This is a genomic window from Streptomyces agglomeratus (assembly GCF_001746415.1).
Lineage (GTDB): Bacteria > Actinomycetota > Actinomycetes > Streptomycetales > Streptomycetaceae > Streptomyces > Streptomyces agglomeratus.
Genome location: NZ_MEHJ01000001.1, coordinates 3,942,167 through 3,959,128 on the forward strand (window position 1 = coordinate 3,942,167; position 16,962 = coordinate 3,959,128).

Annotated in this window: 16 protein-coding genes; 7 read left to right on the forward strand and 9 right to left on the reverse strand. The window is 70.7% G+C overall.

The window, feature by feature from the left end; translation table 11 throughout:
• Nucleotides 1-14 precede the first annotated feature (14 nt).
• The 3 genes from AS594_RS17060 to AS594_RS17070 all read right to left on the reverse strand — a co-directional run bounded on the left by AS594_RS17060 (nucleotide 15) and on the right by AS594_RS17070 (nucleotide 2,273).
• Nucleotides 15-977: a pirin family protein gene (locus tag AS594_RS17060; RefSeq protein WP_069935145.1), complete on the reverse strand. Its 963-nt coding sequence runs from the start codon at nucleotides 975-977 to the stop codon at nucleotides 15-17.
• Between the two features lie 148 nt (nucleotides 978-1,125).
• Nucleotides 1,126-1,671, reverse strand: coding sequence for an LppU/SCO3897 family protein (locus AS594_RS17065; RefSeq protein ID WP_069932678.1), 546 nt, complete (start codon nucleotides 1,669-1,671; stop codon nucleotides 1,126-1,128).
• 128 nt (nucleotides 1,672-1,799) lie between these two features.
• Entirely contained in the window at nucleotides 1,800-2,273 is a 474-nt protein-coding gene (locus AS594_RS17070; protein ID WP_069935146.1) for an SseB family protein, read from the reverse strand.
• 135 nt (nucleotides 2,274-2,408) lie between these two features.
• Between AS594_RS17070 and AS594_RS17075 the strand changes: the two genes are divergently transcribed.
• The 4 genes from AS594_RS17075 (at nucleotide 2,409) to AS594_RS17090 (ending at nucleotide 6,733) form a co-directional block, all read left to right on the forward strand.
• Nucleotides 2,409-4,235 carry an acyl-CoA dehydrogenase gene (locus AS594_RS17075; RefSeq protein WP_069927865.1) on the forward strand — a complete coding sequence of 609 codons (1,827 nt, stop codon included), beginning with the start codon at nucleotides 2,409-2,411 and terminating at the stop codon, nucleotides 4,233-4,235.
• 94 nt (nucleotides 4,236-4,329) lie between these two features.
• The gene (locus tag AS594_RS17080) at nucleotides 4,330-5,043 is read left to right on the forward strand and encodes a hypothetical protein (protein WP_069932677.1); all 714 of its coding nucleotides are present in this window, start codon (nucleotides 4,330-4,332) and stop codon (nucleotides 5,041-5,043) included.
• A gap of 65 nt (nucleotides 5,044-5,108) precedes the next feature.
• Nucleotides 5,109-6,401: a M18 family aminopeptidase gene (locus AS594_RS17085; protein ID WP_069927867.1), complete on the forward strand. Its 1,293-nt coding sequence runs from the start codon at nucleotides 5,109-5,111 to the stop codon at nucleotides 6,399-6,401.
• Between the two features lie 104 nt (nucleotides 6,402-6,505).
• Nucleotides 6,506-6,733, forward strand: coding sequence for a DUF6458 family protein (locus AS594_RS17090; RefSeq protein ID WP_069927868.1), 228 nt, complete (start codon nucleotides 6,506-6,508; stop codon nucleotides 6,731-6,733).
• Nucleotides 6,734-6,776: 43 nt separating this feature from the next.
• Here AS594_RS17090 and AS594_RS17095 read toward each other — a convergent pair whose 3' ends face one another.
• Complete coding sequence (locus AS594_RS17095; RefSeq protein ID WP_069932676.1) at nucleotides 6,777-8,582, reverse strand: NHL domain-containing thioredoxin family protein; 1,806 nt, start codon at nucleotides 8,580-8,582, stop codon at nucleotides 6,777-6,779.
• Between the two features lie 127 nt (nucleotides 8,583-8,709).
• Here AS594_RS17095 and AS594_RS17100 point away from each other — a divergent pair, with 127 nt between their 5' ends.
• Nucleotides 8,710-9,234 carry an LURP-one-related/scramblase family protein gene (locus AS594_RS17100; RefSeq protein WP_069932675.1) on the forward strand — a complete coding sequence of 175 codons (525 nt, stop codon included), beginning with the start codon at nucleotides 8,710-8,712 and terminating at the stop codon, nucleotides 9,232-9,234.
• A gap of 163 nt (nucleotides 9,235-9,397) precedes the next feature.
• Here the strand turns inward: AS594_RS17100 and AS594_RS17105 are convergent, their stop codons facing one another.
• The gene (locus AS594_RS17105; protein ID WP_069927871.1) at nucleotides 9,398-10,183 is read right to left on the reverse strand and encodes a carbon-nitrogen family hydrolase; all 786 of its coding nucleotides are present in this window, start codon (nucleotides 10,181-10,183) and stop codon (nucleotides 9,398-9,400) included.
• A 209-nt stretch (nucleotides 10,184-10,392) separates the two neighbouring features.
• Here AS594_RS17105 and AS594_RS17110 point away from each other — a divergent pair, with 209 nt between their 5' ends.
• Nucleotides 10,393-11,217 carry a maleylpyruvate isomerase family mycothiol-dependent enzyme gene (locus tag AS594_RS17110; RefSeq protein ID WP_069927872.1) on the forward strand — a complete coding sequence of 275 codons (825 nt, stop codon included), beginning with the start codon at nucleotides 10,393-10,395 and terminating at the stop codon, nucleotides 11,215-11,217.
• Between the two features lie 84 nt (nucleotides 11,218-11,301).
• Here the strand turns inward: AS594_RS17110 and AS594_RS17115 are convergent, their stop codons facing one another.
• Nucleotides 11,302-12,627: an MFS transporter gene (locus AS594_RS17115; RefSeq protein ID WP_069927873.1), complete on the reverse strand. Its 1,326-nt coding sequence runs from the start codon at nucleotides 12,625-12,627 to the stop codon at nucleotides 11,302-11,304.
• Nucleotides 12,624-13,295 (reverse strand): GntR family transcriptional regulator, encoded by a 672-nt coding sequence (locus AS594_RS17120; protein WP_069932674.1) that lies wholly within the window; start codon nucleotides 13,293-13,295, stop codon nucleotides 12,624-12,626. The genes AS594_RS17115 and AS594_RS17120 overlap by 4 nt, the downstream gene beginning before the upstream one ends.
• Nucleotides 13,296-13,510: 215 nt before the next feature.
• On the opposite strand from AS594_RS17120, the gene AS594_RS17125 reads away from it, so the two are divergent.
• Nucleotides 13,511-14,455, forward strand: a complete 945-nt coding sequence (locus AS594_RS17125; protein ID WP_420877793.1) for a D-alanyl-D-alanine carboxypeptidase family protein — start codon at nucleotides 13,511-13,513, stop codon at nucleotides 14,453-14,455.
• A gap of 80 nt (nucleotides 14,456-14,535) precedes the next feature.
• Here the strand turns inward: AS594_RS17125 and AS594_RS17130 are convergent, their stop codons facing one another.
• Both AS594_RS17130 and AS594_RS17135 read right to left on the reverse strand, forming a co-directional pair.
• Nucleotides 14,536-15,966 carry a dihydrolipoamide acetyltransferase family protein gene (locus AS594_RS17130; protein WP_069927875.1) on the reverse strand — a complete coding sequence of 477 codons (1,431 nt, stop codon included), beginning with the start codon at nucleotides 15,964-15,966 and terminating at the stop codon, nucleotides 14,536-14,538.
• 14 nt (nucleotides 15,967-15,980) lie between these two features.
• Nucleotides 15,981-16,961 carry an alpha-ketoacid dehydrogenase subunit beta gene (locus tag AS594_RS17135; protein WP_069927876.1) on the reverse strand — a complete coding sequence of 327 codons (981 nt, stop codon included), beginning with the start codon at nucleotides 16,959-16,961 and terminating at the stop codon, nucleotides 15,981-15,983.
• Nucleotide 16,962: the final 1 nt, after the last annotated feature.

The following is a 16,962-nucleotide window of genomic DNA, read 5'->3' on the forward strand; positions in this document are numbered from 1 at the left end:
GGCGTGCCGGACTCTTACTCGCCGATGCCGTGGACGGCCGGGATGGTGCCGAGGCGGCCACCCTGGAAGTCCTCGAAGGCGCGCTTCAGTTCTTCCTGCGTGTTCATCACGAACGGACCGTAGTGGGCCATCGGCTCCCGGATCGGCCGCCCGCCGAGCAGGACGACCTCCAGGTCCGGGGTGTTGGAGTCCTGGTGCTCGTCCGCGCGCACGGTCAGCGAGCCGCCGTCGCCGAAGACCGCGGTCTGGCCCTTGTGGACGGGACGGCGGTCCGTACCGACGGCGCCGCGCCCGGCCAGGACGTACGCCAGGCCGTTGAAGTCGGCGCGCCAGGGCAGCGTGATCTCCGCACCCGGCCGCAGCGTCGCGTGGATCATCGTGATCGGGGTGTGCGTGATGCCGGGGCCCTCGTGACCGTCCAGCTCGCCCGCGATGACGCGCAGCAGCGCTCCGCCGTCGGGGGACGTCAGGAGCTGCACCTGGCCGCCGCGGATGTCCTGGTAGCGGGGGGCCATCATCTTGTCGGAGGCCGGCAGGTTGACCCACAGCTGGAGGCCGTGGAAGAGACCGCCGGACACGACCAGCGACTCCGGCGGCGCCTCGATGTGGAGGATGCCGGCCCCGGCGGTCATCCACTGGGTGTCGCCGTTCTGGATGCTTCCGCCGCCGCCGTTGCTGTCCTGGTGCTCGAACGTGCCGTCGATCAGGTACGTGACCGTCTCGAAGCCGCGGTGCGGGTGCCACGGGGTGCCCTTGGGCTCCCCCCGGGCGTACTCCACCTCGCCCATCTGGTCCATCATGATGAACGGGTCGAGGTACGTGTAGTTGATGCCGGCGAAGGCACGGCGTACCGGGAAGCCCTCACCCTCGAAACCGCCCGGAGCGGTCGTGACGGCCAGCACGGGACGCGCTGCGGCGCCGATCGGCGCCGCGACCTTCCGCAGGGTCAGCGGGTTTTCAACGGTTACTGCGGGCATGGCGGGCCTCCTTGTACGTCCACTTTAGTTGAACGTAGAACTTCTTGCCACCCGTAACGGGAAACGCCCGGGAGGAATTCCTCCCGGGCGTCCCGTCGGGCGTCCGTCGCGGCCACCGCTCGCACCGCTTCTCGCGTACCGCCGGTCCCTACTTCTTGATCTCGTCGATGCAGAGCACGAACTGCTTGCCCGAGCTGCGCCGGCCGGTCCGGCTCTCCTGGTAGCCGATGTCCGACTTGCCCTCGCACTTCGAGGTCTCCAGCGTGTCGGGTATCACCTCGACGACCTTGTACGCGGCTTCGGCGCCCCCGCACTCCACCACCTGGAGGTCGGGGCTCACCGTGGTGCCGTTGTTCTTGAGGCAGTCACCGGCCTCCGCGTGGTCGGCGTCGTTCTGGCTCGCGAAGTAGCCGACCACGCACATGATCGCGACGATCACACCGGCCACGATCTGGAAGATCTTCTTGGCACCCGGGCCGCTGCGGGACGGCGGAGCCGGCGCGGGCGGCGCGTTCCACTGCTGCTGGGGCGGGTACTGCTGCTGCTGCGGCGGATAGGGCTGCTGCTGCGGATACGCCTGCTGCTGCGGGTACGGCTGCTGCTGCGGGTAGCCGTAGCCCGGCTGCGGAGGCTGCTGGCCCTGCGGGTAGGGCTGGCCGTACGGGCCGGGGCCCTGCTGCGGCGGATGAGTCATGCGGATGTTCCCCCGTGACGTCGCGAGTGCTTGGCGTGAGCACGCTATGACATCACGCCGACACTCCCCCACCGAGGCGGCCCTCCGGCCACGAACGGCCCGCTCGGCCGCCTGCGCGGCACCGGCGTCTAGCCGTACATCCGCCGCATCGCGAAGTCGACCATCTGCTCCACCGCCTTCGCGTCGAAGACCATCCGGTGCTCACCCTCCATGTCGAGGACGAAGCCGTACCCGGTCGGGAGCAGATCGATCACCTCCGCCCCGGTGATCACGAAGTACTTGGACTCCTTGCCCGCGTACTTCCGCAGCTCCTTGAGCGAGGTGAACATCGGGATCACCGGCTGCTGGGTGTTGTGCAGCGCGAGGAATCCCGGGTTGTCGCCGCGCGGGCAGTAGACCTTCGACGTCGCGAAGATCTGCTGGAAGTCCTCGGCGGACAGCGATCCGGTGGTGAAGGCGCGCACCGCGTCGGCGAGCGAGGGCGGAGACGGCTCCGGGTAGAGCGGCTGCTCCCCGTAGCCGCCCTGGGGCGGAGGCTGCGGCGGCGCGTACTGCTGCTGCTGCTGCTGCTGTCCACCCTGGTTCTGGTCGTAGCCGTACATGGCGGCAAGCCTACTCAGTCACACATCGCCCGAAGGGGTTGCGCCTTATTACCGACGGGTAGCATCATCGTAGCTACTTGCTAGTAGTAGATGTACGAGGAACCTGCCCTCCCGATCCTTAACGGAGCCGTTGCCATGGGTCACTACAAGTCGAACCTCCGCGACATCGAGTTCAACCTCTTCGAGGTCCTCGGCCGCGACAAGCTGTACGGCACCGGCCCGTTCGCGGAGATGGACGTCGAGACCGCCAAGAGCATCCTCGACGAGATCGCCCGCCTCGCGGAGAACGACCTCGCCGCCTCCTTCGAGGACGCCGACCGCAATCCGCCGGTCTTCGACCCGGCCACCAACACCGCGCCCGTACCGGCGTCCTTCAAGAAGAGCTACCAGGCCTTCATGGACAGCGAGTACTGGCGCCTGGGCCTGCCCGAGGAGATCGGCGGCACCACCTCGCCCCGCTCCCTGATCTGGGCGTACGCGGAGCTGCTGCTCGGCGCCAACCCCGCCGTCTGGATGTACTCCTCGGGCCCGGCCTTCGCCGGCGTGCTCTTCGAGGAGGGCAACGAGGCGCAGAAGAAGATCGCGAAGATCGCCGTCGACAAGCAGTGGGGCTCGACGATGGTCCTCACCGAGCCGGACGCCGGCTCGGACGTCGGCGCGGGCCGCACGAAGGCCGTGCAGCAGGCGGACGGCTCCTGGCACATCGAGGGCGTCAAGCGCTTCATCACGTCCGGCGAGCACGACATGTCGGAGAACATCCTCCACTACGTGCTGGCGCGCCCCGAGGGCGCGGGACCGGGCACCAAGGGCCTGTCGCTCTTCCTCGTCCCGAAGTACGAGTTCGACTGGGAGACCGGCGAGCTGGGCGAGCGCAACGGCGTCTACGCCACGAACGTCGAGCACAAGATGGGCCTCAAGGCGTCCAACACGTGCGAGATGACCTTCGGCGACCAGCACCCCGCCAAGGGCTGGCTGATCGGTGACAAGCACGACGGCATCCGCCAGATGTTCATGATCATCGAGTTCGCCCGGATGATGGTCGGCACGAAGGCCATCGCCACACTGTCGTCGGGCTACCTGAACGCCCTGGAGTACGCCAAGGAGCGCGTCCAGGGTCCCGACCTGGCGAACTTCATGGACAAGACCGCGCCGAAGGTCACCATCACGCACCACCCCGACGTCCGCCGCTCGCTCATGACGCAGAAGGCGTACGCCGAGGGCATGCGCGCCCTGGTCCTGCACACCGCGTCCGTCCAGGACGAGATCGCGGCGAAGGAGGCCGCGGGCGAGGACACCAAGGCGCTCGTCGCCATGAACGACCTGCTGCTGCCGATCGTCAAGGGCTACGGCTCCGAGAAGTCGTACGAGCAGCTCGCGCAGTCGCTCCAGACGTTCGGCGGCTCCGGGTACCTCCAGGAGTACCCGATCGAGCAGTACATCCGCGACGCGAAGATCGACACCCTGTACGAGGGCACGACGGCGATCCAGGGCCAGGACTACTTCTTCCGGAAGATCGTCCGCAACCAGGGCGCCGCGCTGAACTCGCTCGCCGAGGACATCAAGAAGTTCCTCGCGGTCGGCACCGGCGGCGAGGACCTCGCCGCGGCCCGCGACCACCTCGCCAAGGCGGCCGTGGACCTGGAGGCCATCGTGGGCACCATGCTCACGGACCTCGCGGGCACCGAGAAGGACGTCAAGTCCATCTACAAGGTCGGTCTGAACACCACCCGCCTGCTGATGGCCTCCGGTGACGTCGTCGTCGGCTACCTCCTGCTGCGCGGCGCGGCCGTGGCCGCCGAGAAGCTGCCGACCGCCTCCCCGAAGGACGTCCCGTTCTACACGGGCAAGATCGCGGCGGCGAAGTTCTTCGCCGCGAACGTCCTGCCGGGCGTGGGCGTCGAGCGCGCCCTGGCCGAGTCCGTCGACCAGTCCCTGATGGAGCTGGACGAGGCGGCCTTCTAGTCCACCACTGGAAAACCCTCTGGCATCGGGCCGGGACCTTCCCTCCGGGGACGGACCCGGCCCGTTGTCAGTGAGCCGTGCGACTCTGGTGGGCATGAGTTCCATGGAACCCCGCAGGGGTGGTTATTCCGTCCCGGCCGGCCGGCCGTACGCGCTCAGTGAGCTGCGCGGAAAGCTCGGCTCGGTGGGCGACCAGATCGGCGACCTGTACAACGGCTCCCACCCGCTGGAGTACGAGCCGATCGCCGACACCCTGTACGTCGCCTTCAAGACGGCCGCCGACCTCGCGCCCGTCAAGAGCTACACCGGCTGCGAGCTGCACCCCAACGGCGCCATCGACCCCGAGGCCCCCACCGGTTGGGGCCGCTGCCTGCTGTGCAACGACCGCCGCCGCCGGGGCGAGCGCAGTGTCCCCGCACCGGCCGAACAGCGCCGCCTGGGCTACCCCGTACCGGACCCGCCGTACACGCTGGACGTCCTCAAGGGATACGTCCGGCGGGTCAACGACCGCGCCTTCGCCGTCACCGTCTCCTCCCCCGGCGAGGAGTTCGTGGAGCTGGCGGACACCCTGCACCGCGCCTTCATCGTGGCCCGCGAGCTGTCCCGGCCGCGCAACGCGTCGGGCTGCTCCGAACACCCCGGCTCGCCCATCGACCCGACCGCGCCGCCCGGGGACGGCTGTCTGTTCTGCGTGGGACGCCGCCGGCAGCAGCAGCGGCCGCCCGGCATACCGCGGATGCTGCCGCAGGTGCGCCGCGGCGAACGCCGGACCATACAGCGCCGGTTCGAGCGGCCGCCGGGCCTCTGAGGCGGGTGCCGGGGCTCCGAGGCGGGCGCTGGGGGCGGGGGTTAACCCTCGTTATGGTGAACCCCATGAGCGCACCTCCCCGCTTCGACCGCGGCCACACAGACGACCTGATGTCCTTCCTGGCGGCCAGCCCGTCGCCGTACCACGCGGTGGCCAATGCCGCCGAGCGCCTGGACAAGGCCGGGTTCCGGCAGGTCGCGGAGACCGATGCCTGGGACGCGACCTCCGGCGGCAAGTACGTGCTGCGCGGCGGAGCAATCGTGGCCTGGTACGTACCGGAGGGCGCCGAAGCGAGCACTCCGTTCCGGATCGTCGGCGGGCACACCGATTCCCCCCACCTGCATGTGAAGCCGCTGCCCGACATGGGCGCCGAGGGCTGGCGCCAGATCGCCGTCGAGATCTACGGCGGAACGCTGCTCAACACCTGGCTCGACCGCGACCTGGGGATCGCGGGCCGGCTGACGCTGCGCGACGGCTCGTACCGGCTGGTCAACATCGACCGGGCGCTGCTGCGCGTACCGCAGCTCGCGGTGCACCTGGACCGGTCGGTCAACGAGGGCCTCAAGCTCGACAAGCAGCGCCACATGCAGCCGATCTGGGGCCTCGGCGACGTGCACGAAGGGGACCTGATCCGGTTCCTGGAGGACGAGGAGGGTCTCGCCGAGGGCGAGATCGCCGGCTGGGACCTGATGGCCCACAGCATCGACCGGCCGGCCTACCTCGGCCGCGACCGCGAGCTGGTGGCGGGGCCGCGCATGGACAACCTGATCTCCGTGCACGCGGGCGTCGCGTCGCTGGCGGCCGTCAGCGCGGCGGACGGGCACCTGCCCTACATTCCGGTGCTCGCCGCCTTCGACCATGAGGAGAACGGCTCGCAGTCGGACACGGGCGCCGACGGTCCGCTGCTCGGCAACGTGCTGGAGCGCTCGGTGTTCGCGCGCGGCGGCAGCTACGACGACAGAGCCCGGGCTTTCGCCGGCACCATCTGTCTGTCGTCCGACACCGGGCACGCCGTGCACCCCAACTACTCCGAGCGCCACGACCCGACGCACCACCCGCGCGCCAACGGCGGACCGATCCTCAAGGTCAACGTCAACATGCGGTACGCGACGGACGGCAGCGGCCAGGCGGTCTTCGCCGCGGCGTGCGAGAAGGCCGGGGTGCCGTGGCAGGTGTTCGTGTCGAACAACTCGATGCCGTGCGGCACGACCATCGGTCCGATCACGTCGGCCCGGCACGGCATCCAGACCGTCGACATCGGCGTCGCCATCCTGTCGATGCACAGCGCGCGGGAACTGTGCGGGGCGGACGACCCGTACCTGCTGGCCAACGCGATGACGGCGTTCCTGGAGGGCTAGTCCCGAATCCCGAATACCGCTCGCAGGCTTGTCCGTTGAAGGGCCGGGTACGCGAAGGACGTACACCGGCCCGGAACAGCCGGGCCAACAGGGAGGCGGAACTCATGGGACTGGGAGGATTTATTCTCCTCATCGCGGGCGGAGCGATACTCGCATTCGCCACCGACTGGGAGATGGAAAGCGTCAACCTCGACCTCGTCGGGGTCATCATGATGCTCGTGGGGATCATCGGGGTCGCGGTCTACGCCAGCGTCGCCAGGCGCCGTCGCATGGTCGTTCCCCCCACCACCACCGTGGTCTCCGACGACCAGCACCACCACCACAACCCCTGAGGCCCGGCGGCGGTCGTCCGCGCGCGCCGGGCCCTGGACGGGTTCAGCCGTCGAGGCCGGCGAGCACGAGCGGCAGCCGGGGCGTTCCCTCCGCGCTCACGCGGACCGGAACGCCCCAGTCCTGCTGGTGGACGTGGCACGCCGGGTACTCGTTGGCGGGGTCGTCGTCGCAGGAGGCGGCCATCGCCGAGACGTGCAGTACGCCCTCGGTGACGTCGGGGTTCAGCTCCAGTTCGCGGCTCAGGTCGGTCCCGGCACCCTCGCCGGCGCTCAGCAGCGCGGGCGGGGTGGAGGACACGAGCAGCCGCGTGGAGGGCCCGTACCGCGTGTCCAGCTTCTGACCCGCGGGTGCCTGGAAGACGACGTCGAGCCGCAGCTTCCCGGACGCCACCTCGGTCGCCGCGCGCTGGGTCCGGCGCGCGACGGCTTCGACGCGTACCGCCTCGTCGGGCAGCCGCAGCCGGGTCAGCCGGTGCCGGGCGGACTCGACGACGACGATGTCGTCACCGACGAGAACGGCGTCGCTGGGTTCCCTCAAGTCGGTCGCGAGGGTGGTCACTTCGCCGGTGGCCGGGTCGTAGCGCCGCAGGGCGTGGTTGTACGTGTCGCTGACCGCGACGGACCCGTCGGGCAGCGCGGTCACGCCGAGCGGGTGCTGGAGCAGCGCCTGCTCCGCCGCGCCGTCCCGGTGCCCGAAGTCGAAGAGCCCGGTCCCGACGGCGGTGTGCACGGCCAGGTCGCTGTCGACGTACCGCAGCGCGCTCGTCTCCGAGTCCGCGACCCACAGCCGGTCGCCGTCCGCCGCGAGCCCCGACGGCTGCGCGAACCACGCCTCGGCGGCGGGCCCGTCCACCAGTCCCTCGTTGGTCGTCCCGGCCGCGACCTGGACCGTCCCCGCCTCGGGGTCGTACGTCCACAGCTGGTGCACGCCCGCCATGGCGATCCACACCTTGCCCTGCCACCACGCCACGTCCCACGGCGAGGACAGGTCGACCTCGCGGGCCGGCCCGGAGGTGGGGGAGCCCTGCCACCACTGCTTCCCGGTTCCGGCGACGGTCTCGATCGCGCCGGTCGCGGGGTCGTACGTACGCAGCCGGTGGCCGACGGTGTCGGCGACGACGACCCGCCCGTCCGGCAGCAGCGCGAGTCCCTGCGGCTCCTTGAAGGCACCGTCCCCGCCGACGCGCCGTACGACGCTCTCGCCGTCGGCCGCCAGCTCGACGAGCTGGTGCCGGGTGGTGTCCGAGACCAGGAAGTTTCCGGTGCCGGGCAGCACCAGCGCCTTGCCCGGGAAGCGCAGGTCGGTCGCGACCGGCTCGGGCGCGACGTACGGGCCGTCCCCGCGCCGCAGCGTGCCCTTGGCCTCGTGGGCGGCCTCCAGCTCCTCGACGAGCTTCTCGATGGCGTGCGCGTGGCCCTCACCTGCGTGCTGGGCGACGACGTACCCCTCGGGGTCGATGACGACGAGCGTCGGCCAGGCCCGGACGGCGTACTGCTTCCAGGTCGCGAGCTCGGGATCGTCGAGGACCGGGTGGTGCACGCCGTACCGCTCGACGGCGTCGACGACGGCCTCGTGATCGGCCTCGTGCACGAACTTCGGCGAGTGGACCCCGATGATCACCACGGTGTCGCGGTGCTTCTCCTCCAGCTCCCGCAGCTCGTCCAGGACATGGAGGCAGTTGACGCAGCAAAAGGTCCAGAAGTCGACAATTACGCACTTGCCTCGCAGGTCGGCGAGGCTGAGCTCTTCGCCCCCGGTGTTCAGCCAGCCGCCCTTGCCGATCAGCTCGGGGGCACGGACACGGGCACGGCGGGGCGCGGGGGTGGGCGCCGGGGCGGCATCGTTCATGCTTCAAGCTTGCCATCCGCCCGCGCACACCGGATCACGCCCGTGCTGCCGGGGGCGTGTGGGCCCGAAAGCGTGCATATGCGTACGGACCCCCGTCCCGCCACGGGCACCGGGTAGGCATCGCGGCATGAAATATCTGGTTCGCGACAGGATCTTCGGCATCGGTGACGACTACTGGATCGAGGACGAGAACGGACACCACGCCTTCCTCGTCGACGGCAAGGCGATGCGGCTGCGGGACACCCTGGAGATCAAGGACCCGGCCGGCCGGGTGCTGGTCACCCTGCGCGAGAAGGCGCTCAGCGTCCGGGACGCGATGACCGTGGAGCGGGACGGGCAGACGCTGGCGACCGTGCGCAAGAAGCGGCTGTCGCTGCTGCGGAACCACTACCGGGTGGCCCTGGCGGACGACGCCGGGGCCGCGGCGGGGCTGGGGGCCGGGCCGGGGGCCGAGCTGGATGTCACGGGGCGCGTGCTCGACCGTGAGTTCACGGTCGAGCACGACGGCGAGCCGCTGGCCCGCATCTCGCGGAAGTGGTTCCGGACGCGGGACACGTACGCCGTGGACGTCGTACGGGCCGGAGCCGATCCGGCGCTGCTGATCGCGGTGGCGGTGTGCGTGATCCGGATGGCGGAGCGGGAGCGGGAGTAGGGCCCGCCCGGCAGCCGCGGACAGCGCCCGGAGCCGGAGCAGGGCCCGGGAGCCGCGGACGGCGCCGCACGAGCGGCGCCCCGGGCCTCGGCCGACGCCGCACGAGCGGGCCGGCCCCCGGGGGCGCCCGGCCGGTAGGGGCCGGCCCCCGGGGGCGCCGGCCCTACCGCAGGCGGCGGTCCTTCAGCGCGGGGAACTGCTCGCGCGTGGCCGCCACCTTCGCCGGGTCGAGGTCGACGGTCAGGACCTCCTCCGCCGCGCCAGCCTCGGCCAGCACCTCGCCCCACGGGTCCACGACGATGCTGTGACCGGCCTGCTCCACGTCCGCGTGCGTGCCGGCGGTGCCGCAGGCCAGGACGTACGCCTGGTTCTCGACCGCGCGGGCGCGGGCCAGCAGCGTCCAGTGCTCGCGTCGCCTCGCGGGCCAACCGGCCGGAACGACGAACGCCGTCGCGCCCGCGTCGACCAGGCCGCGGAAGAGCTCGGGGAAGCGCAGGTCGTAACAGGTGCCGAGGCCGAAGGTGAGCCCCCCGGCCGCCACCGTGACCAGCTCCCCGCCCGCGCCCATCATGACGGCCTCGCCCTTGTCGAAGCCGAAGCGGTGGATCTTCCGGTACGTACGGACCAGCTCGCCGTCGGGGGCGAAGACGAGCGAGGTGTTGTAGAGGGGGCCCTCCGGGTCGCGCTCGACGATCGAGCCGGCGTGCAGCCACACGCCCGCTTCGGCCGCCGCCTTCGACATCGCCTCGTACGTCGGCCCTTCGAGGGGCTCCGCCTCGGTGACGAAGGACTCGTACGCGAAGGCACCCGTCGGCCACAGCTCGGGAAGGACGACGAGCTCGGCGCCGTGCCGCTCGCGCTGTTCGCGCACGAGTGAAGCCACGCGCTGCCGACGGGAATTGACCGGTTCGTCCGGGTCTACTGCGATCTGGATGAGAGAGGCGCGCACACTACCACCGTCCTGGCATTCGAGCCGTCAACACGGGCCTACGATCGTCACACCAAAGCACTGCCAGGGTGCCACGGGGCAGCGTAACTTAGCGTGCGAGCCTCCCACGCAGTCCGGCACGCACCGTCAGTCCAGCCCGCCCGCCAGCCAGTCAGTCCCGCCAGACCAGCCAGCCCGCGCCACCGCCACTGAACCGCACGAGGGGTCCCGTGACCGTCCATCCCAGCCTCCAGACGTACGCCGAAGCCTGGACCCACTCCATCGAAGCGATATCCGAGCTGGTGACACCGCTCGTCGAAGGGGAGTGGAACCGCCGCACGCCGTGCCCAGGCTGGTCGGTGCGCGACATCGTCTCGCACATCATCGGCATGGAGTGCGAGATGCTCGGCGACCCGCGCCCGATCCACTCGCTGCCGCGCGACCTGTACCACGTGACCTCGGAGTTCGCGCGGTACATGGAGATGCAGGTCGACGTACGACGGCACCACACCGCGCCGGAGATGACCTCGGAGCTCGAGTACACGATCATCCGCCGCCAGCGTCAGCTCCGCAACGAGACCCGCTCGCCCGACACCATGGTCCGCGCCCCCCTCGGCGCCGAGCAGACCCTGGAACTGGCGCTGCGGATGCGGGCGTTCGACACGTGGGTGCACGAGCAGGACCTGCGTACGACGTTCGGCCGTCCCGGCAACCTCGACTCGCCCGGCGCGATCGTCGCCCGCGACGTCCTCGTGCTCGGCCTGCCCAAGGTCGTCGCGAAGCACGCCGGCGCGCCCGCGAACTCCGCCGTCGTGTTCGACGTCCACGGCCCGGTGGAGTTCATGCGCACGGTCCGGGTGGACGCGGAGGGGCGCGGCACGGTCGACGGCACGCCGTCGCTCGGCCCGCTCTCGACGATCGCCCTGGACTGGGAGACGTACGTACGCCTGGCCTGCGGGCGGGTCCGTTACGACGCGGTGGCCGACCTCGTGAAGGTCGAGGGCGACCAGGAGCTGGCCGACGCGATCCTGCGCAACTTCGCCGTCACGCCGTAATCCTGCGGCGGCGTCAGGCCGCTCGGGCCCGTCGGGCCGGACACGGCCGCCGAGACCGGCAGGCCGCCGAGGCCGCCGAACCCGTCAGGCCGGGACGTGTACCGCCTCGACGCGGCTGGCGACCAGGTGGTCCCGCTCCCGGCGCGCGGTCCGCTTGCGCAGGCGCAGGATCTGTACGACGCCGAGCGTCTCCAGCACGAAGACCGAGGCGAACGCGATCCGGTAGTTGTCGCCGGTCGCGTCGAGCAGCACGCCGACCGCGAGCAGCGTCGTCATCGACGCGACGAAGCCGCCCATGTTGACGATGCCGGAGGCGGTGCCCTGGCGCTCGGGCGGGTTGGCGGGACGGGCGAAGTCGAAGCCGATCATCGAGGCAGGGCCGCAGGCGCCGAGCACCAGGCACAGGGTGACGAGCAGCCACATGGGCGCGTGGTCGCCCGGGTACGCGATGGCCGCCGCCCACAGCAGGGCGGTGGCCCCGACGGTGCCGAGCGCGATCGGCGCGCGGGCGGCGCCGTGGCGGGCGATGATCTGCCCGAACACCAGGCCGAGGGCCATGTTGGACAGCACCACGAGCGTCAGCAGCTCGCCCGCCGTGCCGCGCGTGAGCCCCTGCGCCTCGACGAGGAACGGCATCCCCCACAGCAGCAGGAACACCATCGCGGGGAACTGCGTCGTGAAGTGCACCCACATCCCCAGCCGCGTCCCCGGCTCGCGCCACGCGGCGGCGATCTGCTTGCGGACGTACGCGGCGCCCGCGTGCTCGGCGGGGGCCGGTTCGTACCCCTCGGGGTGGTCCTTGAGGAACAGCAGCAGCAGTACGAGCACGAGCACCCCGGCGAGCGAGCTGCCCGCGAAGGTGGCGGTCCAGCCGACCCCGTGCAGCAGACGCGCGATGACGAGCGTCGAGACGAGGTTGCCCGCCATCCCGCACAGGCCCGCGAGCTGCGCGATCAGCGGTCCGCGCCGGACGGGGAACCAGCGGGCGCCCAGGCGCAGTACGGCGATGAACGTCATCGCGTCGCCGCAGCCGAGCAGGGCGCGGGCGGCGAGGGCCATGCCGTACGAGGGGGAGAGGGCGAAGGCGGCCTGTCCGAGGGTGAAGAGCACGACACCCAGGGTCAGGACCTTCTTGGTACCGAGGCGGTCGACGAGGAGGCCGACGGGTATCTGCATGCTCGCGTACACGAGGAGCTGGAGGATGGAGAACGTCGACAGGGCGGAGGCGTTGACGTCGAACCGGTCGGCGGCGTCGAGGCCAGCGACGCCCAGGCTCGTACGGAAGATGACGGCGACGAAGTAGACGGCGACGCCTATGCCCCAGACGGCGGCGGCGCGGCGGCCGCCGGGCGGATCGCCGGGCAGGCAGGGAGCGGGAGCGGAGGGGCTCCTCCTGGAGCGCCTCCTCACCGGTCCTCACCCCGCACGAGCACCCTGACCCGGCCGACGTGGCGGCGTACGCACTGGGCTGCGCGCTCGACGTCGCCCGCCCTGATGGCTTCGAGCATCTCGGCGTGCTCGGTGATGTTCTTGGCGATGCGGTCGGGATGCGCCTCCATGATGGTGACGCCCATGCGCAGCTGGCGGTCGCGGAGCTGGTCGTAGAGGCGGGAGAGGATCTGGTTCCCGGCGTTGCGGACGATCTCGGCGTGGAAACAGCGGTCGGCCGCGGCGACTTCGGCGAGGTCGCCTTCGAGGGCGCGCTGCCGCTGCTCCTCCAGCAGCTCCTCGAGACGGGCGATCAGGGCGGGGGAGGCGGGCACGGCGCGGCGCACCGCGAACTCCTCCACCAGCAGCCGGGTTTCGACGACGTCGGCGATCTCCTGGGCGGAGACGGCGAGGACCAGGGCCCCCTTCTTCGGATAGAGCTTGATGAGCCCTTCGACTTCGAGCCGCAGCAGCGCTTCCCGTACGGGCGTTCTGGACACGCCGACGGCGTCGGCGAGGTCGCCCTCGGTGAGCAGGGTGCCGCCTTCGTAATGGCGGTCCAGCACGCCCTTCTTGATGTGGGCGTAGACGCGCTCGGCGGCGGGGGGCTGCTTCACGACGGGAGGGGATGCGAGGGGCGCGGCAGGCATGCGCACAGCATAGATACAACAGGGTTCAACAGAAAGACGCGTCCGCATCCCGGAACGGGAGCTCCTGGGCGGCCCGGCTCTACGCGTCCGCTCGTGAAGTGATGAAATTACCGGCCGATCAGATACATCCTTTCGGCCCGCTCGCGAGTCTCTTTTCGGGGCCCCCGTCTCCGGGTGGTCCTCTTTCGACGCATTCGCGAACTTCGGAGCGTTCTTTGATCACCAGCCTCCCGGCCGTCCGCAGAGCCGCCGCGGTCCTCGTCACCACCGGCGCGCTGCTGACCGTCTCGCCCCTGGCCGCGCCCGCGCAGGCGGCCACAGCGCCGGCGGTCACCGCCAAGGGCGCCTTCATGCTGAACAACGCGACCGGCGCCACGGTCTACAGCAAGGGCGCGGACACCCAGCGCCAGATGGCCAGTACGACGAAGATCATGACGGCCGCCGTGGTGCTCAGCACGACCAACGTCGACCTCAACCGCAAGGTGACCGTCAAGCGGACCTACCGCGACTACGTCACCGCGCAGGGCGCGAGCACCGCCGACCTGAAGACCGGCGACAAGGTGACCGTCCGTCAGCTCCTGTACGGCACGATGCTGCCCTCCGGCTGCGACGCGGCGTACGCCCTGGCCGACACCTTCGGCACCGGCACCACCGTCGCGGCCCGCAAGAAGTCCTTCATCGCCAAGATGAACTCGAAGGCCGGCTCCCTCGGGATGACGAAGACCAAGTTCGACTCGTTCGACGGCATCTCGACGACGGGCAACAACTACTCGACCCCGCGCGACCTGGCGAAGCTCGCCCGCTACGCCATGAAGAACAGCACCTTCCGCGCCGTCGTCAAGGCGAAGTCGTACAAGAGCACCGCGACGACCAGCACGGGCGGCACCCGCACGTACACCTGGTACAACACCAACAAGCTGCTGGGCTCCTACAGCGGCGCCATCGGCATCAAGACCGGCACCGGTTCGACGGCCGGCCCCTGCCTGGTCTTCGCCGCCACCCGCGGCACGAAGACGCTCGTCGGTGTCGTCCTGAACAGCACCAGTGTCACCAACCGCTACAGCGACGCCGGCAAGATGCTCAACTACGGCTTCGGCACGAGCACCACGTCGTCCCCGATGAAGCTGCGCACCCTGCCCTCGGGCGCACAGCAGGACTGATCACCTTCCGTACGTACGAGTGCCCCGCCGGGAATCCCGGCGGGGCACCGTCGTACGCGACCGCTGCGGGCGGACCCGGATCAGGCCCAGGTGATCAGACGCTTCGGCTGTTCGAGGATCGCCGCCACGTCCGCCAGGACCCTGGAGCCGAGCTCGCCGTCGACCAGGCGGTGGTCGAAGGAGAGCGCGAGCGTGGTGACCTGGCGGGGCTTCACCTTGCCCTTGTGGACCCACGGCTGGAGCTTGATCGCCCCGACCGCGAGGATCGCGGACTCGCCCGGGTTGAGGATCGGCGTACCGGTGTCGACGCCGAAGACGCCGACGTTGGTGATGGTCACCGTGCCGCCCTGCATGGCCGCCGGCGACGTCTTGCCCTCGCGGGCCGTCGCCACCAGCTCGCCCAGCGCCGCCGCGAGTTCCGGCAGGGTCTTCGCCTGGGCGTCCTTGATGTTCGGGACGATGAGGCCGCGCGGCGTGGCCGCCGCGATGCCCAGGTTCACGTACTGCTTGTGCACGATCTCCTGGTTCTCCTCGTCCCAGGACGCGTTGACGTCCGGGTTGCGCTTGATCGCGACCAGGAGCGCCTTGGCGATCAGCAGGAGCGGGTTGACGCGCAGGCCCGCCATGTCCTTGTCGGCCTTCAGCTCTTCGACCAGCTTCATGGTGCGCGTGATGTCGAAGGTGATGAACTCTGTGACGTGCGGCGCGGTGAACGCGCTGTTCACCATGGCCGACGCGATCGCCTTCCGTACGCCCTTGATCGGGGTACGGGACTCCCGGGGCGCCTCGGCGGCGGCTGCGGCCGGTGCCTGCGGCGCGGCCGGCTCGGGCGCCGCCGCGGCCGGCTCGGGCTGCGCCGGCGTCACGGCCGCCGCGTGGACGTCCTCGCGGGTGATGACCCCGTCGGGGCCGGTCGGGGTGACCGCGGCCAGGTCGACGCCCAGGTCCTTGGCGAGCTTGCGGACCGGAGGCTTGGCCAGCGGGCGCGACTCGGGCACCGCCGTGAGGGCGGCAGCCCCGGGCCCATGCCCGTTCAGCTCGGTCTGGACGGCCGCCACCGCGGCCGCCGGAGCCGCCGTCCCCTTGCGCGCCCGGCGCTTCGTGGAGGCTTCGGAGACGCCGTAGCCGACGAGCACCGGCTGGCGGGCGGCGGGCTTCGCCTCGGGCTCGGGCTCCGCGACCGGAGCCTGTGCGGGAGCCGGCGCGGCGGCCGGAGCCGCCCCGGCCGTCGTCCCCGGTGCCACGTCCACCGTGATGATCACCTGGCCGACGTCGACCGTCACGCCCTCGGCGAAGCGCAGCTCGTGCACCACACCGTCGTACGGGATCGGCAGCTCGACGGCGGCCTTGGCCGTCTCGACCTCGCAGACGACCTGGCCGTCGGTGACCGTGTCACCCGGCTGGACGTACCACTTGAGGATCTCGGCCTCGGTCAGACCCTCGCCCACATCGGGCATCTTGAACTCGCGGAAGCGCGCCGTGTCGGCGGCGGGAGCGGAAATCTCAGTCATCGTCACGGCTCTCCTCAGTACGCAAGCGAGCGGTCGACGGCGTCGAGTACCCGGTCCAGTCCCGGCAAGTACTCCTCCTCCAGGCGCGCCGGCGGGTACGGCGCGTGGAAGCCGCCCACCCTCAGCACCGGCGCCTCCAGGTGGTAGAAGCACCGCTCCGTGATGCGAGCGGCGATCTCGGCACCCGAGCCGTAGAAGACCGGGGCCTCGTGGACCACGACCAGGCGGCGGGTCTTCTCGACCGACGTCTGGATCGCGTCGAAGTCGATCGGGGACATCGACCGCAGGTCGAGGACCTCCAGGGACTTGCCCTCCTCGGCCGCGGCCGCTGCCGCCTCGACGCAGACCTTCACCATCGGGCCGTACGCCGCGAGCGTGATGTCGGAGCCCTCACGCACCACCCGCGCCGTGTGGAGCGGGCCGGGGATGGCCTCGGTGTCGACCTCGCTCTTGTCCCAGTAGCGCCGCTTCGGCTCGAAGAAGATCACCGGGTCGTCGCTCTGGATGGCCTGCTGCATCATCCAGTAGGCGTCCGAGGAGTTGGACGGCGAGACGATCTTCAGACCGGCGACGTGCGCGAACAGCGCCTCCGGCGACTCGCTGTGGTGCTCGACCGCGCCGATGCCGCCGCCGTACGGGATGCGGATGACGACCGGCATCTTGATCTTGCCGAGCGAGCGGGCGTGCATCTTCGCGAGCTGCGTGACGATCTGGTCGTACGCCGGGAAGACGAAGCCGTCGAACTGGATCTCCACGACCGGGCGGTAGCCGCGCAGGGCCAGGCCGATCGCGGTGCCCACGATGCCGGACTCGGCGAGCGGGGTGTCGATGACCCGCTCCTCGCCGAAGTCCTTCTGGAGGCCGTCGGTGACGCGGAAGACGCCGCCGAGCTTGCCGACGTCCTCGCCCATGATCAGGACCTTGGGGTCCGTGTCGAGGGCGGTGCGCAGCGACTCGTTGATCGCCTTGGCGAGGGGAAGCTTCTGTACGGGCATG

Excerpts from the sequence above, each read along its gene's own strand:
- AS594_RS17060 (WP_069935145.1), bottom strand. The coding sequence starts at position 977 with ATGCCCGCAGTAACCGTTGAAAACCCGCTGACCCTGCGGAAGGTCGCG.
- AS594_RS17065 (WP_069932678.1), bottom strand. The coding sequence starts at position 1,671 with ATGACTCATCCGCCGCAGCAGGGCCCCGGCCCGTACGGCCAGCCCTAC.
- AS594_RS17070 (WP_069935146.1), bottom strand. The coding sequence starts at position 2,273 with ATGTACGGCTACGACCAGAACCAGGGTGGACAGCAGCAGCAGCAGCAG.
- AS594_RS17075 (WP_069927865.1), top strand. The coding sequence starts at position 2,409 with ATGGGTCACTACAAGTCGAACCTCCGCGACATCGAGTTCAACCTCTTC.
- AS594_RS17080 (WP_069932677.1), top strand. The coding sequence starts at position 4,330 with ATGAGTTCCATGGAACCCCGCAGGGGTGGTTATTCCGTCCCGGCCGGC.
- AS594_RS17085 (WP_069927867.1), top strand. The coding sequence starts at position 5,109 with ATGAGCGCACCTCCCCGCTTCGACCGCGGCCACACAGACGACCTGATG.
- AS594_RS17090 (WP_069927868.1), top strand. The coding sequence starts at position 6,506 with ATGGGACTGGGAGGATTTATTCTCCTCATCGCGGGCGGAGCGATACTC.
- AS594_RS17095 (WP_069932676.1), bottom strand. The coding sequence starts at position 8,582 with ATGAACGATGCCGCCCCGGCGCCCACCCCCGCGCCCCGCCGTGCCCGT.
- AS594_RS17100 (WP_069932675.1), top strand. The coding sequence starts at position 8,710 with ATGAAATATCTGGTTCGCGACAGGATCTTCGGCATCGGTGACGACTAC.
- AS594_RS17120 (WP_069932674.1), bottom strand. The coding sequence starts at position 13,295 with ATGCCTGCCGCGCCCCTCGCATCCCCTCCCGTCGTGAAGCAGCCCCCC.
- AS594_RS17130 (WP_069927875.1), bottom strand. The coding sequence starts at position 15,966 with ATGACTGAGATTTCCGCTCCCGCCGCCGACACGGCGCGCTTCCGCGAG.
- AS594_RS17135 (WP_069927876.1), bottom strand. The coding sequence starts at position 16,961 with ATGCCCGTACAGAAGCTTCCCCTCGCCAAGGCGATCAACGAGTCGCTG.